At 59.4% G+C, this 24,479-nt stretch carries 21 protein-coding genes; 12 read left to right on the top strand and 9 right to left on the bottom strand.

Annotated elements, in window-relative coordinates; all coding sequences use genetic code 11:
- Positions 1-31: 31 nt before the first annotated feature.
- The 6 genes from ODQ19_RS21710 (at position 32) to poxB (ending at position 11,047) form a co-directional block, all read left to right on the top strand.
- Positions 32-4,852 carry a dermonecrotic toxin domain-containing protein gene (locus tag ODQ19_RS21710; protein ID WP_330211162.1) on the top strand — a complete coding sequence of 1,607 codons (4,821 nt, stop codon included), beginning with the start codon at positions 32-34 and terminating at the stop codon, positions 4,850-4,852.
- Between the two features lie 76 nt (positions 4,853-4,928).
- On the top strand, positions 4,929-5,147 hold the full coding sequence (locus tag ODQ19_RS21705) for a DUF2970 domain-containing protein (RefSeq protein WP_116667758.1): 219 nt from the start codon (positions 4,929-4,931) through the stop codon (positions 5,145-5,147).
- A 499-nt stretch (positions 5,148-5,646) separates the two neighbouring features.
- Positions 5,647-7,305 carry a nitrite/sulfite reductase gene (locus tag ODQ19_RS21700; protein ID WP_330211161.1) on the top strand — a complete coding sequence of 553 codons (1,659 nt, stop codon included), beginning with the start codon at positions 5,647-5,649 and terminating at the stop codon, positions 7,303-7,305.
- Positions 7,289-7,783 (top strand): DUF934 domain-containing protein, encoded by a 495-nt coding sequence (locus ODQ19_RS21695; RefSeq protein WP_003190711.1) that lies wholly within the window; start codon positions 7,289-7,291, stop codon positions 7,781-7,783. The genes ODQ19_RS21700 and ODQ19_RS21695 overlap by 17 nt, the downstream gene beginning before the upstream one ends.
- Positions 7,784-8,011: 228 nt before the next feature.
- Positions 8,012-9,244 (top strand): NADH:flavin oxidoreductase/NADH oxidase family protein, encoded by a 1,233-nt coding sequence (locus ODQ19_RS21690; RefSeq protein WP_330211160.1) that lies wholly within the window; start codon positions 8,012-8,014, stop codon positions 9,242-9,244.
- Positions 9,245-9,322: 78 nt separating this feature from the next.
- Positions 9,323-11,047: a ubiquinone-dependent pyruvate dehydrogenase gene (poxB, locus tag ODQ19_RS21685; RefSeq protein ID WP_330211159.1), complete on the top strand. Its 1,725-nt coding sequence runs from the start codon at positions 9,323-9,325 to the stop codon at positions 11,045-11,047.
- Positions 11,048-11,159: 112 nt separating this feature from the next.
- On the opposite strand, the gene ODQ19_RS21680 is transcribed toward poxB, so the two are convergent.
- A complete protein-coding gene (locus ODQ19_RS21680; protein ID WP_330211158.1) occupies positions 11,160-11,717 on the bottom strand; it encodes an NADPH-dependent FMN reductase in 558 nt (185 codons plus the stop codon).
- Between the two features lie 227 nt (positions 11,718-11,944).
- On the opposite strand from ODQ19_RS21680, the gene ODQ19_RS21675 reads away from it, so the two are divergent.
- The gene (locus ODQ19_RS21675; RefSeq protein WP_032875971.1) at positions 11,945-12,181 is read left to right on the top strand and encodes a hypothetical protein; all 237 of its coding nucleotides are present in this window, start codon (positions 11,945-11,947) and stop codon (positions 12,179-12,181) included.
- A gap of 49 nt (positions 12,182-12,230) precedes the next feature.
- Here ODQ19_RS21675 and ODQ19_RS21670 read toward each other — a convergent pair whose 3' ends face one another.
- A complete protein-coding gene (locus ODQ19_RS21670) occupies positions 12,231-12,569 on the bottom strand; it encodes a hypothetical protein (RefSeq protein WP_330211157.1) in 339 nt (112 codons plus the stop codon).
- A 183-nt stretch (positions 12,570-12,752) separates the two neighbouring features.
- Between ODQ19_RS21670 and ODQ19_RS21665 the strand changes: the two genes are divergently transcribed.
- Complete coding sequence (locus ODQ19_RS21665) at positions 12,753-13,661, top strand: LysR substrate-binding domain-containing protein (protein WP_330211156.1); 909 nt, start codon at positions 12,753-12,755, stop codon at positions 13,659-13,661.
- Between the two features lie 99 nt (positions 13,662-13,760).
- On the opposite strand, the gene ODQ19_RS21660 is transcribed toward ODQ19_RS21665, so the two are convergent.
- From ODQ19_RS21660 to dnaQ, 3 genes are all read right to left on the bottom strand, one after another.
- The gene (locus ODQ19_RS21660) at positions 13,761-14,330 is read right to left on the bottom strand and encodes a GNAT family N-acetyltransferase (protein ID WP_330211193.1); all 570 of its coding nucleotides are present in this window, start codon (positions 14,328-14,330) and stop codon (positions 13,761-13,763) included.
- A 20-nt stretch (positions 14,331-14,350) separates the two neighbouring features.
- Positions 14,351-16,606: an Orn/Lys/Arg decarboxylase N-terminal domain-containing protein gene (locus tag ODQ19_RS21655; protein ID WP_116667764.1), complete on the bottom strand. Its 2,256-nt coding sequence runs from the start codon at positions 16,604-16,606 to the stop codon at positions 14,351-14,353.
- Positions 16,607-16,840: 234 nt separating this feature from the next.
- On the bottom strand, positions 16,841-17,581 hold the full coding sequence (dnaQ, locus tag ODQ19_RS21650) for a DNA polymerase III subunit epsilon (RefSeq protein ID WP_164692278.1): 741 nt from the start codon (positions 17,579-17,581) through the stop codon (positions 16,841-16,843).
- 202 nt (positions 17,582-17,783) lie between these two features.
- On the opposite strand from dnaQ, the gene ODQ19_RS21645 reads away from it, so the two are divergent.
- Positions 17,784-18,089: a DUF2388 domain-containing protein gene (locus tag ODQ19_RS21645; protein WP_330211155.1), complete on the top strand. Its 306-nt coding sequence runs from the start codon at positions 17,784-17,786 to the stop codon at positions 18,087-18,089.
- A 10-nt stretch (positions 18,090-18,099) separates the two neighbouring features.
- On the opposite strand, the gene ODQ19_RS21640 is transcribed toward ODQ19_RS21645, so the two are convergent.
- Together ODQ19_RS21640 and ODQ19_RS21635 are read right to left on the bottom strand one after the other, a co-directional pair.
- The gene (locus ODQ19_RS21640; protein ID WP_330211154.1) at positions 18,100-18,672 is read right to left on the bottom strand and encodes a nuclear transport factor 2 family protein; all 573 of its coding nucleotides are present in this window, start codon (positions 18,670-18,672) and stop codon (positions 18,100-18,102) included.
- Positions 18,673-18,811: 139 nt separating this feature from the next.
- Positions 18,812-19,726: an AraC family transcriptional regulator gene (locus ODQ19_RS21635; RefSeq protein WP_057709842.1), complete on the bottom strand. Its 915-nt coding sequence runs from the start codon at positions 19,724-19,726 to the stop codon at positions 18,812-18,814.
- Positions 19,727-19,837: 111 nt separating this feature from the next.
- On the opposite strand from ODQ19_RS21635, the gene ODQ19_RS21630 reads away from it, so the two are divergent.
- Positions 19,838-20,788: a glycerophosphodiester phosphodiesterase family protein gene (locus ODQ19_RS21630; protein WP_330211153.1), complete on the top strand. Its 951-nt coding sequence runs from the start codon at positions 19,838-19,840 to the stop codon at positions 20,786-20,788.
- Between the two features lies 1 nt (position 20,789).
- Here ODQ19_RS21630 and rnhA read toward each other — a convergent pair whose 3' ends face one another.
- On the bottom strand, positions 20,790-21,242 hold the full coding sequence (rnhA, locus tag ODQ19_RS21625) for a ribonuclease HI (protein WP_003173571.1): 453 nt from the start codon (positions 21,240-21,242) through the stop codon (positions 20,790-20,792).
- 31 nt (positions 21,243-21,273) lie between these two features.
- Entirely contained in the window at positions 21,274-22,032 is a 759-nt protein-coding gene (locus ODQ19_RS21620) for a class I SAM-dependent methyltransferase (protein WP_116667767.1), read from the bottom strand.
- 65 nt (positions 22,033-22,097) lie between these two features.
- Here ODQ19_RS21620 and gloB point away from each other — a divergent pair, with 65 nt between their 5' ends.
- Positions 22,098-22,865, top strand: a complete 768-nt coding sequence (gene gloB, locus ODQ19_RS21615; protein WP_330211152.1) for a hydroxyacylglutathione hydrolase — start codon at positions 22,098-22,100, stop codon at positions 22,863-22,865.
- Positions 22,866-22,963: 98 nt separating this feature from the next.
- Entirely contained in the window at positions 22,964-24,364 is a 1,401-nt protein-coding gene (locus ODQ19_RS21610; protein WP_003190692.1) for a transglycosylase SLT domain-containing protein, read from the top strand.
- Positions 24,365-24,479: the final 115 nt, after the last annotated feature.

Genomic DNA, 24,479 nt, shown 5'->3' with positions numbered 1-24,479 from the left:
ATACCGGGTTTAACAGGAAAAGGATTTTGTCATGCCGACTCTCCCCGCTTCACCCATGGACTTGAGCCAGTTACCGGCCAAGGCCGTCCATCAGCATTTCGCCACCCGCCCGGCGCTGTTCTCAGTCGTGTATAGGGCACTGAGCGAGCGCATCCTGGAGCGCTACCCGTCCCTTGATCTGAACTTGCTCAGCGTAAAACTGGCCAGCCCGGATGCCACGGGTCACTACACATTCAAGCCGTTGATATCCGTCGCCATTGAACATGTACTGAACCCGCAGCTACTTGATCTGCACTCACACCGCGAGTTGCCGTACTTCCTCACTCAAAAAGACGCAAAGATCCTGAAGCCTGCGACTCTGCCGCTGATAGACATGCAGGTCATCGCAACAATCATCGACGAGGTGCGCTTATCGCTCTCGCTGTATTTCCAGCACGACCTGGCGGACTACTGGAGCGCGATCGACAGCCATGGCAACAGTCGCTGGCAATGGCTGGGTGAGTTTCTCAACGGCCAAATGACCGCCGCAGCCGCGGGTCAATCCAGCCTGAGCGAAACCCAACGGGACATGCTCAGGGTTGTCGCCGCCTGGCCGGTGATGCTTGAGCGTCTGCCTCATTCGTCACCTCCAACCTATGTCTATTTCATTGAAAACACCTTCACCCGCGCCGGCAAAGACGTGCAGTTGCTGACACCGGACCTGCTGCTGGTACGCGATAAACAGGTGCTGCTGTACAGCGTGGCGGGGGTTGTCGAAGCGTTTACCTCTATCGATGAGTTCGGCGACGCGTGGGGCGTCAAAATGCAGCGCCAGTTCCAGTTCGACAGCATGACCTGCAGGCGCAACGAACCCGACGGCAATGTGTTCGAACTACAAGCCGGCTTGATCCTCAATCAGCAACTGGAAGACCTCGCGACGTTGACGTTTGAGGGCCACGACGAACGAACCCTTGAGCGGCGCCTGGAAAAAATCACCGACCCGGCGGTTTTTTTCACCAAGATTGCGATGGCCGCCACCCCGCTTCTGCAAAAGGTCAGCGACCAACTGCCTGACTGGCTCAGGCAGGCCACCAGCGCCGACCGCTTTGCCTATCACCGTCACCTGCAGGACATGGCGCGGGTGCTGCGACAAAACGAAGGCCGTTCGTTCAACGAAGGCATTGAAAATATCCAGCAATTCAGCCGCGACGCGTTGCGCAAGCAGATGCAGACCGACCATGGGGATTTCGATCCCGACGCGGTGCTGCTCGACTTCGCCGTGGCCGCCGGCTACCCAGGCGGGTCCGGGATTATCGAGCATGTGCAAATGTCGCTGACGGAACTGGCCTTGAAAAATCTGGCGGGTAAACCCAAAGGCACGCTGACGCTCACCTCCAAAAGTACTGCGTCACTGCCGACCTGGCTGGACGCAGACTACCTGCTGGGCAGCAACGGCCTGATCCAGCGTGTCGACATCGGCACCACGTACCCGCAAAAAATCAAGGACCTGTTGCTGTCCGACACCGCCGACGCCCGGCGACGCGAGGCGTTGTTTACCCGTGAACTCAAGGTTCATCTGCCGATGCAGGCGCTGGAACACAAGGTCAGGCAACTGAACGGCGTCACCATCACCGGCTACCGGTATGTGAAAGCCTTGATGGGTGAAATGCCCTCGGACCGCATCGTCGACGGCCAGGAAATCGTCCTGCGGCCACTGGCCCTGTGCCGTAAAATCGGGGCCAAGCCCGATGAAGTCAACAATGCCTTCATCATCGAACCTCGCGACGCGAGCGTTGGCCCGCATCTGTTGTATCTACCGCTGTATGCCGATGCCCTGCATGAATACCCGACCCGCCAAGCCCTGCTGGACGCGCTGGCCGAACCTGGCGACTTGCAGAGCAACGTGCTGACCTGGCTGACCGACAAGGCCCGGCCGATCTACGACAACGGCGGCTTCAAAGAACCGCACATCATCCGTTTCCTGCCCGGCGATGAGTTCAGCCGCCCTGAAACACCCGTACCCGCAACACTGGCCGTCGATGAAGGCGCCGGCGAGTGGTTGCAGTCGCAAATCAACGGCCAACTGCTCAACCACCTGTTCGGCAGCACCGCGCGGGCGCTGGTGGACCTGGCCGACCGCGAGTCGGTGTCCAACAGCGAAAGCCGCTGGGCCATCATGATGGAAGGTGCATGGCTGCTGTTCAATACGCTGCTGCTGCCGCTGGTACAAGGGCCGGCCATGTTGGCGGGCTGGTTTCTGGTACTGGTCAGCAGCCTGGAACAGGATTTGGCAGGCCTGGACAGCGATGACCCCACCACCCGCGAACTGGCGCTGATCGATCTGTTGCTCAATACCGCGATGGTCTTGCTGCATGCCGCCACACCGTCCACCCGGTCCGGACGGCCGCTGTCGGAACCGACAGGAGAGGATAACGCCCTGCAGTTGCAAGCCTGGCGTCGGCCTGCTGGCTTGCCTCATTCGCAAACTGCCGCCGTGGTTCGCCATGGCTACGTGGCGTTACCCGGTGAGCCTCCGGCGACAGGCCGCACAACATTGGATTTCAGCCGTTCGTTTGCCAGCCCCCAGGCCAGCGCGAAGTTGTTCAAGGCGCTGCAAGACGTCAAGGTACCTTGGCCTGATCCCTTGCCAACCCCGCTGCCGACCGGTGTTCTCAAGGGGCTTTACTGGATCAATGGCAAATGGCACGCCAGCGTTGGCGGACTGCTGTTCCAGGTGAACGTGGTGCCGGGTTTTGGCGATGTCTATCTGGTTCACCCGCAACACCCCTTGCATCCGGGCTTCAGGCTGGTCAGCGATAGCCAGGGGCATTGGCGGCTGGACCGACAGGCCAGGCTGGAGGGCGGTATGCGCAAAGGCCGGATGGGGGAATGGCAGAGAAAACACAAAGAACGGTTGGACGTATTGAATGCAGAACTGCAAGCACTCAATGCAGAAGCGATCTCATTGATGTTCTCTTTTCTGCCGTTCGAAACAGCCTTGAATACTGCACGCACTACGCTGATTGAACAGAAAGTAAAGCTGCGCGAGGACTGGATAAGACTAGGCACCTCCAAGCCGCACCCGGTACTGCACGCCAGCGTTGCGGCACGCCATGAGCAAAGGCGAATCGCGACGGCGCAAGCCAAGGTCCAGTGGGATATCGCGTTCGACAATTACAAGAAGAATGCGCAAGCCACGCTTTCAATAATGCCAAGGGTCGAAGCCAAGTCTGACGAACTGATAGCCGCCGACAGGACGGATCCTAAACACAAAACAGGACGAGATCTCGCAACGCAAACGATCTATCTGCACTGGGCATCGGTCAACGATACCGTGGTACAGAAGTTTTCAGACACCCTTGAAACCGAACGCGGAGAAAGCACTGAAGAGCTCGGTGACCGTGTCAATAGAGAATTACCCCAACACATCACCGATGCCTACGAAACGTTCATCCATACCAGGACCCAACAAATAGAGACGCTCAAACAAATGATTGAGTCCATGGGCAAACTTGAAAGCATCCTCCAGCAGGCGGACCCTGCCCTGCGCCAACGCCTACTGGAAGGCCGACCGGCCGGTCAAAACCTCTCCACAGTCGCGATAAAACAGAATGCACTGATACTGCTTCTCGATTTGGTACTCGACCGCAGTCATGGCTCCCGGATACCGGCGGAATTTCCTTTCGTCAAGGAGCTCATTGATGAAGAAACCACAATCAGCGTACTCACACACGCGGAAATACGCACGACCGCCGGCTACACGGCACGGGAGCAAATGGATGTACTCAATGACATTCTTGAACGGTATGAACGACTGGAGAACGCCGTCAACTCATTAACTGAAATGGGTTCCGGTTTCATACGAGAGGCATATCGAGTGCCGTTCAAGGAGCACCTGGATGAGGCCCGCACAAGCCTTGAAGCGCAACTGACCAACCTGATCCTCGTTGAAGAAGGGTTTGCGCCTCAGCCGGTTCCCGACAAACCCACTCGGCAGAAACCCGCTAACCGAAGGGTCATCAAAACCGTCGACGAGAAGAGCCTGATCGGCGACTTGCGCCCAAGCCAGGCGGATGCACCGGGCAACTATGCCGACATCAAGGACACGCTGACCGGAGCGGTTGTCGCGACCTATCAGGAAAACACCAGTAGCGGACGTTGGCAGGTGGTTAAGCCAGCCAGTGTGGCTCGACCGCTGAACGCGATAAAAGCGCAGGCGCAAACCATCAGAGCCGAACGGGCAGGTATCGACGCGAACATTCGTTTCCAACAGCGAAAACTGCTGGACCCCAGACGACTGGAAGGTCTCAATCCCTATGACTGGGATGTGATGCTGAGCCAGCATGCGGAAAAATTTAAAACACTTGCCGACGAACTCGTACTCAACCATGCCGATGATAAAGAGTTCACCGCCTTGTACGACGATTACCTGAAAGAGGCGAACGCCGCAATTGAGCAGGCGCGCAAGGTATGCAGTGAGGGATATCTGCTGCAACGCCCGAAAATCTCCAAGGTGGAGTATTTGTGGCGGCACGGTTTTATCGACATCAAATTAGTCAAGTCACGCAAGCAATTGGCCGCCACCGACTACCTCACCGAATATGTAATCCATGACAAGAGTAAAACAGGGCCCGGAGCAGCGAACCCAGATGACGGCTTGTGGTATGCGCACTTCCACTACAACACCGTCGATGCGCCCGCATCACCTGCTGCTTTCGCCCATCTGAAGACTAAGGCTGAACGTGGACTCACCGGCAAAGACCGCTTCGATCAGGTCGCCGATAAACGAGCGGTGATCAACCTGGAGAAAGCCCAGATCAAACCGCCTCTGGATAAACTGTTTCTTGATCAGGACCACGCCAAACCTGAGTGAGTGATGGGAGGCATTGAAAGTGGATCGGCCGGCAAATTGTCTATGCTCTGTAGGAAACCTTCCTGACGAGGGCTCTATGGACGATCCAATCGACAACAAGCCGCCGACCTTCTGGCAAATGCTCCACAGCGTCATGGCGGCGGCCTTTGGCGTACAGAGCGGCAAGAACCGTGCCCGTGACTTTACCCACGGCAAGCCCAGCCACTTTGTGATCCTGGGCCTGCTGTTCACTGCGGTGTTTGCCTTGACCTTGTTCGGCATCGTCAAGTTGGTGCTGCACCTGGCCGGGGTTTAACGCAGCAACAGTTGCAGGCTGAACGGGTAGCGGTTGGGATATGCAGGTTTACCCACGGCCGACAGCGCGCGCGCAAATCGTCCGAGCCTTGAATATCGAACGCCACGACAGTGGCAATTCGACAGGCAATCGCGGCTCAATCAACGGCCTTGTTACTGGTGGCTGACCCAGAACACGGCGGTCCCGACCACAAGAATAATCAGAAACAAAATGGCCCAGGCATCAACGGTGCTGTCAGGTTTACGGACTTTGGTGGAATTGCTCATCGCATCGCCTCTTGTCGGTTTTATAGGTGACTGCATTAAGACTCGTCCACAGTAAAGACCAGTCTTGCCCCTATGACAAATGTGGGTATGGCGATAACTGTTCTCATTAGTCAGTTTGGTTATTTGCATATACCCAAACATCACTTTTGCGCATATACGCAAACTGGTATCGTGCGCCGGCTCCGTTGGGAGTGCGCGGCCGTGCGCGCAGATTTGCCGAGAACAGGACCTATATGTACGTATACGACGAATACGATCAGCGCATCATCGAGGACCGCGTCAAGCAGTTCCGTGATCAGACCCGACGCTACTTAGCAGGTGAACTGAGCGAAGAAGAGTTCCGCCCTCTGCGCCTGCAAAATGGCCTTTATGTTCAGCGCTTTGCGCCGATGTTAAGGGTGGCCGTGCCCTATGGCCAACTGACGTCGCGCCAGACGCGAATGATGGCCAAGATCGCCCGCGACTTCGACAAAGGCTATGCCCACATCAGCACCCGCCAGAACGTGCAGTTCAACTGGCCGGCCCTGGAAGATGTGCCGGACATCCTGGCTGAACTGGCTACCGTGCAGATGCACGCCATTCAGACCAGCGGTAACTGCCTGCGCAACGTGACCACCGACCAATTTGCCGGCGTCGCTGCCGATGAGTTGATCGACCCACGGCCGTGGTGTGAAATCGTGCGCCAGTGGACCACCTTCCACCCCGAATTCGCCTACCTGCCGCGCAAGTTCAAGATCGCCATCAATGGCTCGACTTCCGACCGTGCGGCCATCGAAGTGCACGACATCGGCCTGGAGCCGGTGTACAACGCCGCCGGCGAGCTGGGCTTTCGCGTATTGGTCGGCGGTGGCCTGGGCCGTACCCCGGTGGTCGGCGCCTTTATCAACGAGTTCCTGCCATGGCAGGACCTGCTGAGCTACCTCGACGCCATCCTGCGGGTCTACAACCGCTACGGTCGTCGCGACAACAAGTACAAGGCCCGGATCAAGATCCTGGTCAAGGCGCTGACCCCTGAGGTGTTTGCCCAGAAAGTCGATGCCGAAATGGAACACCTGCGCGGCGGCCAAACCACCCTGACCGAAGCCGAAGTACACCGCGTCGCCAAGCACTTCGTCGACCCTGAGTACCAGGCCCTGACCAATCAGGACGCCGAGCTGGCCGCACTCGACCAGCAACACCCAGGATTCGCCCGCTGGCGCACGCGCAACACCCTGGCGCACAAAAAGCCGGGCTATGTGGCCGTGACCTTGTCGCTCAAGCCTACCGGCGTAGCGCCAGGCGACATCACCGACAAGCAACTGGACGCGGTCGCCGACCTGGCCGAGCGCTACAGTTTTGGGCAACTGCGCACCTCCCACGAGCAGAACATCATTCTCGCGGACGTTGAACAGAGCCAATTGTTCACCCTGTGGGGCGAACTGCGCGAAGGCGGGTTTGCTACGCCGAACATCGGCCTGCTGACCGATATCATCTGCTGCCCGGGCGGCGACTTCTGCTCCCTGGCCAACGCCAAGTCGATCCCGATTGCCGAGTCGATCCAGCGCCGTTTCGACGACCTGGACTACCTGTTCGATATCGGCGAGCTGGACCTGAACATTTCCGGTTGCATGAACGCCTGTGGTCACCACCACGTCGGCCACATCGGCATCCTGGGCGTGGACAAGAAAGGCGAAGAATTTTACCAAGTGTCCCTGGGTGGCAGCGCCAGCCGCGATGCGAGCCTGGGCAAGATCCTCGGCCCATCCTTCGCCCAGGAAGCCATGCCGGAGGTGATCGGCAAGCTGATCGACGTGTACATCGAACAGCGCACCGAAGATGAGCGTTTCATCGACACCTACCAGCGCATCGGCATCGACCTGTTCAAGGAGCGCGTCTATGCAGCGAATCATTAAGAACAACGCAGTCGTCGACGAAACCTGGCACCTGCTGCCCAAGGACGCGAGCTTCGACGGCATCTCCAACTGCGACGACCTGATCGTGCCGCTGGCCCTGTGGCGCGAGCACGGCCACGCCCTCAAGGCCCGCGACGGCGGTTTGGGCGTGTGGCTGGACGCCGATGAAGAAGCCGAAGAAATCGGTGATGACGTGCAGCACTTCCAGGTCATCGCCCTGAACTTCCCGGCCTTCACCGACGGGCGCAACTACTCCAACGCGCGCTTGTTGCGTGACCGTTATGGCTACAAGGGTGAATTGCGTGCGATTGGCGACGTGCTGCGTGACCAGTTGTTCTACCTGCACCGCTGTGGGTTCGATGCCTTCGCCTTGCGCGCGGACAAAGACCCGTACGAAGCGCTGGAAAGTCTCAAGGATTTCTCGGTGACCTACCAAGCCGCCACCGATGAACCCCTGCCGCTGTTCCGCCGCCGCTAAGCCCCTGTCCCTGTCCCTGTAGGAGCGAGCTTGCTCGCGAAAAACCTGAACGATAACGCTGACATCCTGAATGAACGCGTTGTCCTCGAGTTTTTCGCGAGCAAGAACTAGGCGTCCCCCTCGCTCCTACAGTTCCATCGCCCGTCAATCCTGTGTGATCGACTCCCGCTTGACATTAAAGTTAACTTTAAGCTTAGCCTGAGGCCTCCCCTGCTCAGGAGTTAACCCATGTCACCTTTCGAATCGCTGCAACTGCCTAACGGCCAAGTCATCGCCAACCGCATCGCCAAGGCCGCGATGGAAGAGAACATGGCGGACCTGCATCAGGCACCGTCCAAAGCATTGAAGCAGCTGTACAAGACCTGGGCCGACGGTGAGCCCGGCCTGCTGCTGACCGGTAACGTGATGATCGACCGCCGCGCCATGACCGGCCCTGGCGGTGTCGCGCTGGAAAACGAGCAGCACCTGGCCAGTTTTCGTGAGTGGGCCGACGTAGCCCGGGACAAAGGTGTGCACTTCTGGGTACAGCTCAGCCATCCAGGCCGCCAGACCATGGCCAACCTCGGTCAACAAGCGTTGGCACCCTCGGCTATTGCGCTGGATGTGGGCAGTTTTTCCAAGATGTTCGCCAAACCCAAGGCCATGACCGAAGACGACATCCAGGACGTCATCAAGCGCTTCGCCACCAGCGCCCGCCTGGCCGAGCAAGCCGGGTTCACCGGGGTGCAGATCCACGGCGCCCATGGCTATCTGTTGAGCCAATTTCTCTCGCCCTTGAGCAACCATCGCACCGATCGTTGGGGCGGCCCCTTGGAAAACCGCGCACGCCTGCTGCTGGAGGTCATCCGTGCCGTGCGGGCCAGCGTCAGCCCTTCATTTTGTGTGTCGGTAAAGCTCAATTCCGCAGACTTCCAGCGCGGCGGCTTCGATGAGACCGATGCGCGCGCTGTAGTGGAGATGCTCAATACACTGCCGATCGATTTGCTTGAGTTGTCCGGCGGCAGCTATGAAGCGCCGGCCATGCAAGGTGAGGCGCGGGACGGTCGCACCTTGGCCCGTGAAGCCTACTTTTTGGATTTCGCCACACAAATGGCGAGCATCGCCACCCTGCCACTGATGGTGACCGGAGGTATTCGCCGCTTGCCGGTGGTCCAGCAAGTATTGGACAGCGGCATCGCCATGGCTGGCATCGCCACCGCCCTGACCCTGGAGCCGCAACTGATCAAACAATGGCGTGAAGGTCGCGACCTCAACCCACAACTGCGGCCTATGGAGTGGAAGCGCAAACCGCTGGCCGCCCTCGCCACCCTCGCCGTGGTGCGCGACCAGATGCGCCGCCTGAGCCGCGGCCGTCTGCCCAACCCCAACGTTGCGCCCTGGCTGGCGTTGGCCTGTGACCAGTGGTTTATCGCGCGGCGTACGCGGCAATACCGCGCAAGCATGACGCAATCTTCACATTAAAGGCGGAGCATTCGCCGTGATTGAACTGTCCCCTACTGATCAGCAGTTTTTCAACCTCACTGACGATTGGAGTTCCTCATGGCGAAAATCAACCTGGCCCAGCAGTTGGCGACCACCCTGGAACAAGCGGGTATCAAGCGTATCTGGGGGCTGACCGGCGACAGCCTCAATGGCCTGACCGACGCCCTGCGCAGCATGGACAGCATCGAGTGGATGCATGTGCGCCACGAAGAGGTTGCCGCCTTCGCTGCCGGTGCCGAAGCGGCGGCCACCGGTGAATTGACGGTGTGCGCCGGCAGTTGCGGGCCGGGTAACCTGCATTTGATCAATGGTTTGTTCGACTGCCATCGCAACCATGTGCCGGTGCTGGCGATTGCCGCGCAAATTCCGTCCTCGGAGGTTGGCCTGAATTACTTTCAGGAAACCCATCCCCAGGAACTGTTCAAGGAATGCAGCCACTTTATCGAGCTGGTGAGCAACCCCGAGCAGATGCCTCAGGTGCTGCACCGTGCCATGCGTTCGGCGATCCTCAACCGAGGCGTGGCGGTGGTGGTGATTCCGGGAGATGTATCGCTGCTGGAGGTGGAAGATAAGCTCAAGCCGTGGCCGGCCTTGCACGCACCGCGCACCCTGCCGGTTGAGCAGGACTTGCAGCGCCTCACCGACATGCTCCAGAGCAGCGAGAAAGTCACCCTGCTGTGTGGCAGCGGCTGTGCCGGTGCCCACGATCAAGTGGTGGCGCTGGCCGACGCCCTCGGCGCGCCGGTGGTGCACGCACTGCGGGGCAAGGAGCATGTGGAGTGGGATAACCCGTTCGACGTCGGCATGACTGGCCTGATCGGTTTCAGCTCCGGCTACCACGCCATGCTCGATTGCGACACCTTGGTCATGCTCGGCACCGACTTCCCCTATCGCCAGTTCTACCCGACCGACGCCAAGATCATCCAGGTGGACCGCAACCCCCAAGCCCTGGGCCGCCGTGCGACCTTGGACCTGGGCATCGCCGCCGACGTCAGTGAAACCATCGACGCGCTGTTGCCGCGCCTGACCCGCAAGACCGATCGCAGCTTCCTCGACACCTCCCTGAAGCACTACGAAAAAGCCCGCCAAGGCCTGGATGACCTGGCGCAACCGTCCAAGGCCGGCCGGCCGATCCATCCCCAGTATGTGGCGCGCTTGCTCAGCGAGCTGGCCGATGATGATGCGATCTTTACCGCCGATGTCGGCTCACCCACCGTGTGGGCGGCGCGTTATCTGAAGATGAACGGCAAGCGCCGGCTGATCGGCTCGTTCAACCATGGCTCGATGGCCAACGCCATGCCTCAGGCTATCGGCGCCCAGGCGGCATTCCCTGGACGGCAGGTGATCTCGATGTCTGGGGACGGTGGTTTCACCATGTTGATGGGAGATTTCATTTCCCTGGCGCAACTGCAATTGCCGGTCAAACTCGTAGTGTTCAACAATTCGTCCCTGGGCTTTGTCGCCATGGAGATGAAGGCTGCGGGTTACCTGGACACCGGTACCGAGCTGAAAAACCCGGACTTCGCGGCCATGTCCAATGCCATGGGCATTTTGGGCATACGTGTGGAGCAATCCGAAGACCTGGAGCCGGCACTGCGCCGTGCCCTGGCCCACGATGGCCCGGTGTTGGTGGATGTGGTGACCGCCACTCAGGAACTGGTGATGCCGCCGAGCATCAAGCTGGAACAGGCCAAGGGGTTCAGCTTGTACATGCTCAAGGCGGTGATGAGCGGTCGCGGCGATGAGGTTATCGAACTGGCACGCACCAACTGGTTGCGATAAACCCATTGTGGGAGCGGGCTTGCTCGCGAAAGCGGTGTATCAGTTGATGATGTCTCTGCTGAACCGCCGCCTTCGCGAGCAAGCCCGCTCCCACTTTAAGCGCATTGCCAAATCAAGCCTTTTGTTTTTCCACCCACTTGCCGTAGGCATCGATGAATGCCTGCAGGAACGGCTTGGTCTTTTCCGACACCTTCCCCGCCTCATCGAACACACTGCCTGCCCCGCCCAGGTAGGCTTCCGGCTGTTGCATGCACCACACATCCAGAAACACCAGGGACTGGCGCAAATGGTGGTTGGCGCCAAAGCCGCCAATGGCACCCGGCGACACGCTGATGATGGCCCCCGGCTTGCCACTCCAGGCGCTTTGCCCATATGGGCGCGAGCCCACGTCGATGGCATTTTTTAACGCCGCCGGCACGGAGCGGTTGTATTCGGGGGTGACGAACAACACCGCGTCGGATGAACTCACTTGTTTGCGGAAAGTACTGTAGGCTGCGGGCGGTGTTGCACCGTCGATGTCCTCGTTGTAGAGCGGCAAGTCGCCGATTTCAACAATGTTCAACTTGAGATTGGCAGGGGCCAGTTCGGCCAGGGCCAGGGCGACCTTGCGGTTGATCGACTCTTTTCTCAAGCTGCCCACCAGGACGGCAATCGTGTAGACCTTGCTCATTGTGGTTTCCCGACTTCTGAATAAAGGAGCTTGTAGTTATAGAGGCTTCGCGGCGCGTTCACCAGAGGGTTGTGCGGATTCCCTCGACGTTTTCCTTGCAAGCACTTGCGTAGGAAGCATCTGAAAATATCAGCGAATAGTATTTTTTTCTTATAGGTAAACTACCCCGCTCCCTGACGGTCTACAGAACCGCAAATCGAGTGTTTATCTCCAGAGGTTCTAAACAGATGGCTGCAGTACTTGTTGGACAGTTTCATGCCAGAGACGCGGAAGGCCGCGTGTATTCGGTGCATGAGTTCCAGGAATCCAACCCGGCGCAAGGCGACCTGGCGGGATCGACGCCCACCACGACCTACAAGCTGGCCATTGGCGACCGCGTAGAAAAGCTGGAAGGTGACGAATTCAAACTGATCCAGTCGGGCACCATTCTCGTGCGCGAGTCCAAGACCACCCTCGCCTCCTGAGCGCTTGCCTTGTTCACCTGCTCAGTCCTGGCGACTGGGCTGGGGACGCTCATGGACGGCGGATCTGCGTCACCTCTATGCCCTGCTCGTCTTGCTTGAGCGTCACCAGCACCTGGCCGTGCTCCCCTTGTACGCTATACATCGAGCGCTTGTAACCTGCCGCATTGTACGCGGGGTAAGCCTCGACCTCCCTGACCAGGGTGATCCCCACTACTGCGCCCACCTGCTCGCCCACCTGTTGCTGGGAACGGATAAAGGTTTCCAGTGCGAGGTTGTCCGGCGTCGGTTCATCCTGATGATTGAAGAAGTAAGCCGCCAGGCCTCCCACGGTCACCAGGACCAGGAGTTGCTTGGCCGTTACCCCGAAGAACGTCGAGGGTTGAGGCATATGAGACCAGACCTGTTTTTTATTTTAAGTACCGGGAAACCGGCAGGGGTCGTTGCTGATCAGACCCGCCATTCTAATGGGGCCCTGGCTGAGCACCATAGGCCGGGACGACCCCGGCAGTCTTTTTTGCGCACGAGGGCCTGCGCCATTGAAACCCCTGCGCACTGCACATAGACTCCGGCCATGCGTTTACGTCATATCGAAGTGATTCAGGCCATCTTGCAGACCGGCCATCTCGGCACCGCCGCCGAGTGGTTGCAACTTCCCGTGGGCGAAGTAGACGCCACCCTCAAGGACGCTGAGCAGCAACTGGGCTTCATGCTGTTCGCCAGCGTGCGCGGGCGCTTGCAAGCCACGCGGGAAACCCTGGAATTGCAGGCACAAATCACTGCTCTGTATGAAGCCCTGGAGCCGTTGCAACGCCTTGCCAGCCGCTTGAAACACCATCATGCGCCGCCCCTGCGCGCGCTCTGCACGCCGCCGTTGGCCAACCAACTGTTGCCGCAGAGCATTGCTGCACTGCGTCGACGCTTCCAGGACATGCCGTGCAACCTGTCGAGCCAGCCAGTTGGCGAGATCATCAACAGCCTGCTGTTGCATGAAGCCGATGTGGGCCTGAGCCTGCATGACCCAGAACACACCCATATTCAGAGCGTGGTGCTGGCCCAAGGCAAATTGCAGTTGCTGGCCCCGCACGGCTGGCTCAAGCCCAAGCAAAAGTACATTGCGCTGCAGGAGTTGGCCGGCCAGTCGTTGATCGGCCTTGAAGGCCATGACCCGCTCAGCCGCTTGCTGGATGCCAAGTTGCACGCCCTGCGGCCGCTGCCCGTGGTGCAGACGCGGGTGCAAACCTACCCGATGATGCGCGGCCTGGTGGAGGCCGGAGAAGGCCTGGCGATTGTCGACCCGTTCACTGCCTTGGGTGCACGCGAGGCCGGGCTTGATGCGTGCCCGGTGTCACCACCGATAGTGGTCAACCTGTATGCACTGACCTTGAAAGACGCTGCGCCCTCACCGGCATTGAATGCGCTGCTGGAGATCGTCATCCAGAAGGCCGAAAGCCTGCTTGGCAACGACACCAAGCCCCTGTAGGAGCGAGCTTGAACGCGAAGAACGTGAACGATCACACGTTCATCCTGATGAAACGTGGCGCTTTGGCGTTTTTCGCGAGCAAGCTCGCTCCTACAGGGGTCAGAGCGCTTCCACTTCCGTTTTGAACAACCGGTACCAGAAAATCGCGACCTCACGGGTTTGCGGGTCAATCCCGCGATAACGCAGTTGATCGATGCCGCCCATTACATAGCCACAACGCTCATACAGGCGACAGGCGCCGAGGTTGTTGTTCTGGGTCTCAAGCATCATGCCCGGCAGGTTCTTCTTGCGAGCCCAGAACTGCGCCACGTCCAACAGCGACTTGGCCACGCCATGTCGGCGCGCCGGTAACGCCACGGCCAACTCGTCAACATGGGCGAAACCGTTCCAGTTGGTGCTGACCACGATATGCCCCACTGCGCGGTCATCCAGGTACGCCATGAAGATCGAGCTGTCGGCGGCATCACGAAAACTGGCGAATTCTTCCGGGTCGATGCCATAGCACTTGCGGTACGGCAGCACGCGCTCCACCGGCCATTGGTCGACGCGCTGGCCCATTTGCGGCACCCCATACGCGCTGACTTCAAAGCTGAAATCGTTGCCCCACACATAGGCGTCAAAACCTTCGTCAGCGACTCGCACACTGAGCCCTGGATACTTCGGGTTCATCACAGCTTGCATAAACTTCCTTAACCCTTGATGCAATCGACGGTGTAACGACGGCCACTGCCGTCATCTTCGTGTTGCAGCCCATGCACATCCGCGACAAAACCGGGGAAACTGCTATCGAACGTGCGGGCAAATGCCAGGTAATCGATGATTGAACGGGTTGACTCGGTGAAGCGTTCGCCGGGCATGATCAGTGGTATGCCCGGCGGGTAAGGCACCAGCATCACGGCGGCGATGCGTCCCGCCAAGGCATCGATGCAGACCGCCTCTACCTCACCCCTGACCAACTGGTCGTAGGCATCGGCGGGTTTCATCGCGATTTGCGGTAATACCGTATACATACGCTTGAGGTGCTTGGCCGTGGCATTGCTACGGTAACAGCTGTGCAACTGGTCGCAAAGGTCGCGCAGCCCCAGGCCTTGATAACGCGCCGGGCCTTGGGCATACACCGATGGCAAGCAACTGGCCAGGCTGACATTAGCATCGTAGCTACGCTTGAACTCCAGCAACTCGGTGAGCAAGGTGCTCCATTTGCCTTTGGTAATGCCCATGGAGAACAGCACGAGGAACGAATACAGCCCAGTCTTCTCCACTACCAGACCGCGCTCCCAGAGGAACTTGCTGACCACTGCGGCGGGAATCCCGCACTCGCTCAAGGCCCCTCCGGCGTTGAGGCCAGGCATCACCAGCGTGACTTTGATCGGGTCCAGCAATACGTAGTCTTCGACCACGTCGCCAAAGCCATGCCATTCATCCCCAGGGTGCAACAACCAATCCGCCGTGGCGACCCGGTCGATGCCCGCGACCGAAGGTGGCTGCCAGATGGAAAACCACCAGTCTTCGGCCGCGATATGCTGGCGCAAGTTGGCCAGGGCACGGCGAAAACTCAAGGCCTCGTCGAACATTTCCTGGAGCAGCGAGCGCCCGGCCGGGCCTTCCATCATCGCCGAGGCCACATCCAGCGAAGCGATGATGCTGTATTGCGGCGAGGTGGAGATATGCATCATGAAGGCTTCATTGAAGCGGTCACGGTCCAGTTGGCGTGCGCCGCCGTCCTGCACGTGAATCATCGACGCCTGGCTGAAGGCCGCCAACAACTTATGCGTACTGTGGGTGGTGAACACCAAGGGGCTGTCCGGCGTGCGCGAGGTGCCCATGCCATAACGCCCAGCGAAGAACTCGTGAAAGGCAGCATAGGCATACCAGGCCTCATCAAAGTGCAGCACCTCGACGCTGTTGCCCAGTTGCTGCTTGATCAATTGCGCGTTGTAGCACAGACCGTCGTAGGTGGAGTTGGTCACCACCGCCAGCTTCACTTTCGGTAGCCGCCCGCGGGTCAAGGGGCTGGCGTCGATCTTGGCGCGGATCGACTCGGGGCTGAATTCGCTCAGGGGGATAGGGCCGATGATCCCCAGCTCGTTGCGCTCCGGGCACAGGTACAGCGGGATCGCGCCGGTCATGATGATCGAATGCAAGACCGACTTGTGGCAATTGCGGTCCACCAACACCAGGTCATCGCGCCCCACCATGGAATGCCAGACGATCTTGTTGGCGGTGGATGTGCCGTTGATCACGAAGAACGTATGGTCGGCGCCAAAGTTATGCGCGGCGCGGGCCTCGGCTTCGGCCAAGGGCCCGGTATGATCGAGCAGCGAGCCCAGCTCGGGCACGGACACCGACAAATCCGAACGCAGGGTGTTCTCGCCGAAGAACTGGTGAAACGCCTGCCCCACCGGGCTTTTGCGATAGGCCACGCCACCGCCATGGCCGGGGGTGTGCCAGGAATAGTTGGAGTCGGCGGTGTGTTGCACCAGCGCCTTGAAGAACGGCGGCAACAGGCCATCCAGGTAGGTGCGTGCGGCGCGGGCGACTTGGCGCGCCAGAAACGGCACGGTGTCTTCAAACAGATAAAGAATGCCGCGCAGTTGGTTGAGCTCGCTCATGGCGTCGGCGGGCGCGTTTTCCAGGGTGACTTGCTCGCCCAACGCAAAGATCGGCAGGTTGGGTGCACGCAGCCGCGCCAGGCGAATCAGCTCCACCATGTTTTGCAACAGATGGGTGTTTTCCCCGGCGCCTTCGGCGGCGATCAACATGCAGGCCAGGCCGTGATGGGTGGAGGCCACCAGCCGCCCTTCGGCATAGTCCACCGCAGAAAAAATACTGAAGCCCTCCTGTTCCAACTCCCTGGCGATGCCTCGAACCCGGTCACCGGCAACGGTGTCGGCCTTGATGTCACGGTGCACGATCAGAACGGGGAACTTCAGGTCTTTGTACATGAGCACTCTTACTCCGGAGGCTTTGCACAAGGGTAGAAGCTGGAAGCAGATGTGGCGAATGAAGATTTCACAGGCGATAGAGATAGACTGTGGCGCCCGGTTTGCCTCAATGCCCTCTGTAGGAGCGAGCTTGCTCGCGAAAATCTCACAGGCGCCGCGTTTACTCAGGAAACACGCGTTATCGTTGACGTTTTTCGCGAGCAAGCTCGCTCCTACAGAGAGCCCACATCGTGGCTACTGTTGGGTCAACTGAGTCCACAACGCCGGCGCACCGGCCGCCTTGGCAATCGCCTCCAGCCGCGCCGCATGCTCGGCCAGGTCTTGCTCGCTGGCACGGATGATCGGCGTCGGTTTGCGATCAGCTGGCAAGCGGCGGATTTCCGAAGGGCGGTTGCCCGAGCCTTCCGCCGAACCGCTGCCATCGGACGCGTTACCGGCCAGGGACAGGCTGGTCTGCCCGCCGGTCATGGTCAGGTAAACGTCGGCCAGGATCTCGGAGTCGAGCAAGGCGCCGTGGAGTTCACGGCCGGAGTTGTCGACGCCATAACGCTTGCACAAGGCGTCGAGGCTGTTGCGTTGGCCCGGATGACGCTCGCGGGCCATCATCAGGGTATCGAGGATCGTACAGTGCTGGGAGATGTCCGCACGGTCGGTCTGCCCCATCAGGGCAAATTCGTTGTTGATGAAGCCGATGTCGAACGCGGCGTTATGAATGATCAACTGGGCGCCATTGATGAACTCGAAGAACTCATCGGCCACTTCGGCAAACCGTGGCTTGCCCTTGAGGAATTCATCGGTGATGCCGTGGACGCCAATCGCCCCTTCGTCACTGTCACGGTCCGGTTGCAGGTAGACGTGGAAGTGGCGGCCGGTCAGGCGGCGCCCCATCAGTTCGACACAGCCGATTTCGATGATCCGGTGACCATCGGTCACCGGCATGCCGGTGGTTTCGGTATCGAGTACAACAGATCGGATGGCCATCAGGGTTCAGCTCTCAACGGTTCGGTACAGTTCAAGGGGCGGGATATTAGCACGCTCTGTAAACGAAGCGCCCATGGCACCCAATCACCGGTGGACACCCAACAGTTATTTACAAGGTTTCGCAAACTTGCTGCGGTTTTCTACGTCCCTCGTCGCTAACCTGCGCGCCTCCTCCAGATACGGAATTCACTGACTCATGTTCAACCTGAAGTGGCTGCTCATCCCCTGCCTGTTCAGCGCTGCCGGTGCGCAAGCCACCAGTTTCGTGATGACCACTGACGCCTTGGTGAGCCTGTCTATGAGTGCCACGGGCGGCACCAGCAGCAGCTTCAAGGACGACAAGATTGTGCTGGCGGCCAAGGCCGATGCCGCATCGTTTGTCGCAAGCGAGGGTGCAATACGCGGTGTCCAGTTGGAGTCAGCCTTACGGCACATTCGCCAAACGAGAGTGGACCTGCGATGCACGGACGAGCAACTCGCCCATGCGATCCTGGCCCTGTAAACCCCAACGATTACGGACTCTTTTTGATCAAACCAAAGTCCCGCAAAGCCACATAGGGGTCCCAATACTCGCGCACGGACTGGATTTGCCCATCCTTGGCCATACGCAGAATAGCGATAAAGGCCTGATGGTAGGGCTTGCCACTGGCGCGAATCACCCCATCGCTGGTGTACTCAAAGACGTAGGTGCCCTTTTCGGTGCTCTCAAGCAAGGTCCAGGTCTTGGGGTCGCTGTACTTCAAGTTACCCAACTGCTTGCTGAAGTTGGTGAAGTAATCAGTCAGTTCCTGGCGCCCTTTATTGGCACGCTTGAAGCCGACATCTGGAAAATCATCGACCGGTGCATAGGCCAGAGCGTAAACCCCATCGTGCTGGTAGTACTTGGCCATCTCGGCCGGATGTTCCGACCAGCCATTCAGGCTGCGCCAATAAAAGTCCGCCACGTCGGCGGTGGTGTAGTCCGGAGCCAGATAGTAGAGACCATCTTGCTTCTTGATGACGGGACTGGGTTGAGCGTTAGCCCCAATGGAAAAAACCGCTGTAGCGATCCCTATACCCAGTGCCCACCTACGAAACATCATCATGCCTGTTACCTCACGCTAGCGAATGGCTTGAAGTCGGTTACCGGGTAACCAACCGTTGAAGCCAGACTAACGAGCAGCTGTGCAGGCCGCTTTGCCTTGCCTGCTGTTGTGTTGACACATATTGCGCAATGTTCGGCGCCTAGGGACGACGCAACTGGCTGGCGGCTTGCCCAACGATGCGCCGGAACGCGCGGGAGAACTGGCTGGCGCCGGCAAACCCGGTGTCCAGGGCAATGTCCAACAGGCTGCGGTCAGTGGTGGTAATCAAGTGCTTGGCCCGATTGACGCGACACAGCAAAAGGTACTGGTACGGTGACATGCCGAACGAACGCCGGAAGACCCGAGAGAAATGATAAGGGCTGAGGTTGACGATGTTCGACAAGTCAGCCAGGCGGACTTCGTTGGCCAGGGATGCCTCGATGTAGTCGATCAAACGTTGGCGCTGCACCGGCCCGAACTCACCGGTATTAACCGGCACAACCTCCGGCAGTTGTTGCAGCGCACGCACTTCCTGCATCAACAGCATCACCAGGGTTTCCAGGTACAGGGCATCGGTTTTGCCGCTACGCACGACCTGATCCAAACGCTCCAGCAATCCCCGCAAAAAAGCATCATGGCAACTGATCAGCGGCTTGAGATCCGTTTGAACACGATAGGTCGGGCAGACTGCCGCCAATTGATCCTCATCAATCGACACCAGGGCATAGCCGACCCTGGCACGCTCACCCGTCCACCCTTCGAATAAGGCACCGGCCGGAATAAAATCGACGAACTGGTCCAGAGCCCTCGGCCCAGCCATGCGCAAGCCGTCGATGCTGACCTCGCCATCGCTGACCGAACCCTGGCGATACAGCGCAAACTGATGCTGCGCACGGCGCATTTCAAAGCGATGTGGGCGATGCGCCACCTGCACGCACTCAATCGCCCCCCAGGGCGGCAACGTACGACGGATCATCTGTGAAATGCGTGGTGGCGTGTACGTCAGCCCTTGCGGCTCGCTCTCTACTGCTTCGTCAAGAAATGCCTGGACATCGGCATGAGGTAAAGAGGACATTCCGCACTCCCGTTAGCATTTGGCCGATAGTAATTAAATAATGGTGCCTTTCGTTTACCAATCAGGCCTGCCCGGCAGTATGCCGGACACCGCTGCCAAAGGTGCCCCTCAATGATTGAAGCTCGATACACGCCAGCGCTGCTATTGGCCAGCCTCCTGCTCGGTGGCTGTTCCACTGCACAAGCTCCCGACATCGCAGGCCCCCAGCTGCCGCTGATCGTAGCCCATCGAGGTGGCACGGCGGACTTTCCGGAGAACACGCTACTGGCGATTCAGGACGCCTTGCACCATAACGTCGACATGCTGTGGCTGACCGTGCAACTGAGTCGTGAAGACGTACCCGTGTTGTACCGACCCGCCGACTTGAGTGCCAATACCCAGGGTACCGGCGCGGTCGCAGAGAAAACCTGGGCGCAGTTGCAACAACTCAACGCCGGCTGGCAGTTCAAGCAAGCTGCAGCGGATGGCCGCGTGACCTATCCATATCGCGCCCGCACCGTACCGCTGCCCTCATTGCAACAGGCGCTCACAGCGATTCCAGTAACCACCCCGATCATCCTCGACATGAAAGCACTGCCGGCCGCGACCCAGGCCGCAGCTGTCGCCCGCGTACTGGAGCAAAATCACGCCTGGGACCGCGTGTGGATCTACTCCACCGACGCCAGCTACCAGCAAGCGTTCGCCCAATACCCCAAGGCCCGGCTGTTCGAATCCAGGGACCGGACCCGTGAACGCCTGGCCAATGTCGCCCTGGCAAACAGTTGCAAACCGACTCCGCAACCCGGCGGTTGGGTAGCGTTCGAGTACCAGCGCACAGTGGATGTGGTGGAAACGTTCACCCTCGGTGAGGCCCGCTCAGCGGTGAATGCCAAGCTGTGGACGCCCCAGGCTGTCGACTGTTTTCGCGCCAACGGCGAATCGAATATTCTGGCGATTGGGGTCAACAACGCTGACGACTATCGCGCCGCTGCCTGCCTGAAGCTCAATGCCGTGCTAGTAGATTCGCCACGCGCGATGGCGGCAGTAAAGCAGCGGCTCGAACGGCCGCTGCGGTGTCGCTGATTCAGCTCTGCTTGTAGCCGCGCACTTCATCCACGCCACGGTTGGCCAACTGGTCGGCACGTTCGTTGCCAGGGTGGCCAATGTGCCCGCGCACCCATTTCCAGGTGATGTCGTGACGGTTGCACTGCTCATCGAGCAATTGCCACAGGTCGGCGTTCTTGACCGGTTCCTTGGCCGCTGTCTTCCAGCCGCGTTTTTTCCAGTTGACCATCCACTCGTTGATGCCCTTCATCACATATTGCGAGTCGGTCACCAGCAGTACGTTGCAGCGCCGCTTGAGCTCTTCGAGGCCGCGAATCGCGCCCATCAGTTCCATGCGGTTATTGGTGGTATTGGCTTCGCCGCCCCACAGTTCCTTCTCCACGCCCTTGCACACCAGCAAGGCGCCCCAGCCGCCAGGGCCGGGGTTGCCCTTGCAGGCGCCATCGGTGAAGAGTTCTACGCTATCGGTCATCGGTTATTCGGCCTGAAATCAAAAAGAGGTTTTACGGTTCGCGTTGTTCGCGGTTGACCTTGGCCAACGGCATCGGCACGAGCTTGCCGATCGGCTCGCGGCGTACTTGTTGCACCGGTCGCAGCCCGACCACGATCTTGCGTGCAACCAGCAAATAGAAGCCGCCACCCGACAGCTGCCAGGCCCCTGCGCGGCGTTCCCAACCAGCCAGGCGGCCCTGCCACTTGGCAGTCGCAAGCGGCGGACGATAGCACCCGAAGCGGCGTTTCTCCAGCGCGAAGCCCAGCAGGTTGAGCCAGTCGCCCACCCGTGATGGCGCGATGCAACGCGCCTGGCGCAGCCCGTCATGGGCGAACACACGGCGCAGGCCCCAAGTGCTCCAGGGGTTGATGCCGACAATCAGCAAATGGCCACCAGGGCGCACGCTGCTCGCCGCTTCGCGCAACAAACCGTGGGGCGACAGGCAGAAGTCCAGGCCGTGCTGCAACACCACCACATCGGCGGCGTGTTCGCTCAAGGGCCAGGCTTGTTCCTCGCAGACGATTTCCACCCCCGGCAACGGCGCGCCCAGGCGCACATTGCGTTGCACCTGCGGCGCCGAGGGCGGCGTGTCGGCCGACGGCCCGTAATGCACCAGGTAGCCACCAAAGAACCGGCCCAGCTCGTCTTCGAGCATGCGCCGCTCTTCTTCCAGCAAAAACTGCCCAATCGGCCCGGACAACCATTCGCGGGCCGCGCTGATCAGGGCCAGCCACTCAGGATCGGCCTGGGCGAACGCTTTATCAGTCATTGCATTCTCCAACTCGCCTAGACGTTCTAAGATGCACCAATGTGTTCAGCTTGGCGAATCGAAGAATGATACAGATCAGTGCCCTACCCGCCTTCACCGACAACTACATCTGGTTGTTACAAGAGCCCACGACCCGGCGCTGCGCCGTGGTCGACCCCGGCGATGCCGCGCCAGTACTGGCCTGGCTCAAGCAGAATGCCGAGTGGACACTCAGCGATATTCTGGTCACTCATCATCACCATGATCATGTAGGCGGTGTCGAGCAACTGAAAAATGCCACCGCCGCCAAGGTCTACGGCCCGGCCAACGAAAAGATCCCGGCGCGGGATGTGGCCTTGCACGATAACGACCGTATCAGTGTGCTGGGCTGGGACTTCGACGTGTACGCCGTGCCAGGCCACACCCTCGGCCACATCGCCTTTTACCATCAAGGCGTGTTGCTGTGTGGCGATACCTTGTTCGCTGCCGGTTGCGGTCGCCTCTTCGAGGGCACGCCGGAACAGATGTACAGCTCCCTGGAACGCCTGGCCGCCCTGCCCGCCGATACGCAGGTGTACTGCACCCACGAATACACGCAAAGTAACTTAAAATTTGCCCAAGCCGTGGAACCGCACAACGCCGACATCGCCGAACGGGTGGAAAATGTCGCCCAACTTCGAGCCCGTGGCGAGATGACGCTGCCATCCAACCTGGCTCTGGAAAAACGTACTAACCCTTTTCTGCGCACCGCTGAAACATCCGTTAAACAAAAAGCGGACGAACGGAACGGCCGCGACAACCGCTCTGGGGCCGAGGTGTTTGCTAGCTTGAGGGCTTGGAAAGATAAGTTCTAACCAGATGCAATCTGATACGTAATTTCTGAATGGTTGACCGGAACCAAAGCGCTTTCTAGAATCGCCCGACATTTTTGCCCGGAACTTACTTCCAGCCAATGTCGTCATCTATTCGTAAATCCATTTCTTCAGACGCATTGACCCGCCTGGCTCAAGCCGTGGCGGTGGCCGTTTCCGCAACTCTGGCGGGCTGCCAATCGACTCATTACGCTGCACAATCCACCGTGCAACCCAAACCGAATCTTGCTGCCAAGATCAAGCAAAAACCTATTTGGCTATCAGAGAAGCCCAGCCCCGAAGTGCCCCAGGACGTCTGGGAACGCATGCGTCGGGGCTTTCAATTGCAAGACGGTGTCGGCGTCAACCCACGCATCGAGCAACAGCGCCTGTGGTTCGCCAGCAACCCCTCCTTTCTGGAGAATGCCGGCGAACGCGGCAGCCTCTACATTCATTACATCGTCGAACGCCTTGAAGAACGCAACATGCCCCTGGAGCTGGCGCTGCTGCCAGTGATTGAAAGTGCCTACAACCCAATGGCCTATTCGCGCAGCGATGCGGTCGGCTTGTGGCAGTTCATTCCCTCCACCGGGCGCTACTTCAACCTGCGCCAGACCCGCGCCTACGATGGCCGTCGCGACATCACCGCCTCCACCACCGCCGCCCTGGACTACCTGACGCGTCTGCATGACATGTTCAACGGCGACTGGCTGCTGGCCCTGGCGGCCTATAATGCCGGCGAAGGCACGGTCAGCCGGGCAATCGAGCGCAACGAAAAGCTCGGCCTGCCCACCGACTACTGGAACCTGCCCCTGCCTCAGGAAACCAAGGACTACGTGCCCAAGTTCCTGGCCTTGTCCCAGGTAGTACTGGCGCCCGAAGCCTACGGCGTCAACCTGAACCCGATTGCCAACACACCGTACTTCGAGGTCGTTGAAGTCAAGCAAAGCATGGACCTGTCACGGGTTGCCGCGCTGGCCGAGATCGACGAAGACGAACTGTTCCAGCTCAACCCGGCCTTGAAGCAACGCACCACCCTGGACGGCCCCCAGCATCTGCTGGTGCCGACCTCCAAGGCCCAGCTGCTGACCAGCACCCTTTCGACGATGAAGCCGGAAGAATTGCTGAGCATGCGCCCTAAAAAGCCGGTGTTCGACGAAGTCGAGACCAAGGCGGTTGCCGGGCGCACCCGCAGCTACAAGGTGCGCAGTGGCGACAACCTCACCCTGATTGCCAAGGCCAACAAGGTCGATGTGCATGACCTGCAGCGCTGGAACAAGCTCAACGGCCAGGCCCTCAAGGTCGGCCAGACCCTGGTGATGCAGGACACGCGCAAAGTTGCGGCGAAAAAACCGGTGCAGTACAAGGTCAAGAAAGGTGACTCGCTGTACATGGTGGCCAAACGCTTTAACGTCGAGATGCAACACCTCAAGCGTTGGAACCCGCGCACCGGCCAGGCGTTGAAGCCTGGGCAGATGCTGGTGGTTTCCGGGCCAAGATAAATCAATGTAGGAGCTGGCTTGCCTGCGATGCAGACACCTCGGTGTATGTCCCAGGCACCGAGTCGATGCTATCGCAGGCAAGCCAGCTCCCACATTTGACCTTCACACCGCCCAA

It is taken from the genome of Pseudomonas sp. AM4(2022), assembly GCF_036346515.1.
In the GTDB taxonomy this organism is placed as follows: Bacteria; Pseudomonadota; Gammaproteobacteria; order Pseudomonadales; family Pseudomonadaceae; genus Aquipseudomonas; species Aquipseudomonas paracarnis.
Note: the sequence above shows the minus strand (reverse complement) of the source record. Positions and strands in the feature narration are given on the sequence as shown.

Bases quoted from the DNA above. Each gene is read 5' to 3' on its own strand.
- ODQ19_RS21710 (WP_330211162.1), top strand. From the start codon at position 32: ATGCCGACTCTCCCCGCTTCACCCATGGACTTGAGCCAGTTACCGGCC.
- ODQ19_RS21705 (WP_116667758.1), top strand. From the start codon at position 4,929: ATGGACGATCCAATCGACAACAAGCCGCCGACCTTCTGGCAAATGCTC.
- ODQ19_RS21700 (WP_330211161.1), top strand. From the start codon at position 5,647: ATGTACGTATACGACGAATACGATCAGCGCATCATCGAGGACCGCGTC.
- ODQ19_RS21695 (WP_003190711.1), top strand. From the start codon at position 7,289: ATGCAGCGAATCATTAAGAACAACGCAGTCGTCGACGAAACCTGGCAC.
- ODQ19_RS21690 (WP_330211160.1), top strand. From the start codon at position 8,012: ATGTCACCTTTCGAATCGCTGCAACTGCCTAACGGCCAAGTCATCGCC.
- poxB (WP_330211159.1), top strand. From the start codon at position 9,323: ATGGCGAAAATCAACCTGGCCCAGCAGTTGGCGACCACCCTGGAACAA.
- ODQ19_RS21680 (WP_330211158.1), bottom strand. From the start codon at position 11,717: ATGAGCAAGGTCTACACGATTGCCGTCCTGGTGGGCAGCTTGAGAAAA.
- ODQ19_RS21675 (WP_032875971.1), top strand. From the start codon at position 11,945: ATGGCTGCAGTACTTGTTGGACAGTTTCATGCCAGAGACGCGGAAGGC.
- ODQ19_RS21670 (WP_330211157.1), bottom strand. From the start codon at position 12,569: ATGCCTCAACCCTCGACGTTCTTCGGGGTAACGGCCAAGCAACTCCTG.
- ODQ19_RS21665 (WP_330211156.1), top strand. From the start codon at position 12,753: ATGCGTTTACGTCATATCGAAGTGATTCAGGCCATCTTGCAGACCGGC.
- ODQ19_RS21660 (WP_330211193.1), bottom strand. From the start codon at position 14,330: ATGAACCCGAAGTATCCAGGGCTCAGTGTGCGAGTCGCTGACGAAGGT.
- ODQ19_RS21655 (WP_116667764.1), bottom strand. From the start codon at position 16,606: ATGTACAAAGACCTGAAGTTCCCCGTTCTGATCGTGCACCGTGACATC.
- ODQ19_RS21645 (WP_330211155.1), top strand. From the start codon at position 17,784: ATGTTCAACCTGAAGTGGCTGCTCATCCCCTGCCTGTTCAGCGCTGCC.
- ODQ19_RS21640 (WP_330211154.1), bottom strand. From the start codon at position 18,672: ATGATGATGTTTCGTAGGTGGGCACTGGGTATAGGGATCGCTACAGCG.
- ODQ19_RS21635 (WP_057709842.1), bottom strand. From the start codon at position 19,726: ATGTCCTCTTTACCTCATGCCGATGTCCAGGCATTTCTTGACGAAGCA.
- ODQ19_RS21630 (WP_330211153.1), top strand. From the start codon at position 19,838: ATGATTGAAGCTCGATACACGCCAGCGCTGCTATTGGCCAGCCTCCTG.
- rnhA (WP_003173571.1), bottom strand. From the start codon at position 21,242: ATGACCGATAGCGTAGAACTCTTCACCGATGGCGCCTGCAAGGGCAAC.
- ODQ19_RS21620 (WP_116667767.1), bottom strand. From the start codon at position 22,032: ATGACTGATAAAGCGTTCGCCCAGGCCGATCCTGAGTGGCTGGCCCTG.
- gloB (WP_330211152.1), top strand. From the start codon at position 22,098: ATGATACAGATCAGTGCCCTACCCGCCTTCACCGACAACTACATCTGG.
- ODQ19_RS21610 (WP_003190692.1), top strand. From the start codon at position 22,964: ATGTCGTCATCTATTCGTAAATCCATTTCTTCAGACGCATTGACCCGC.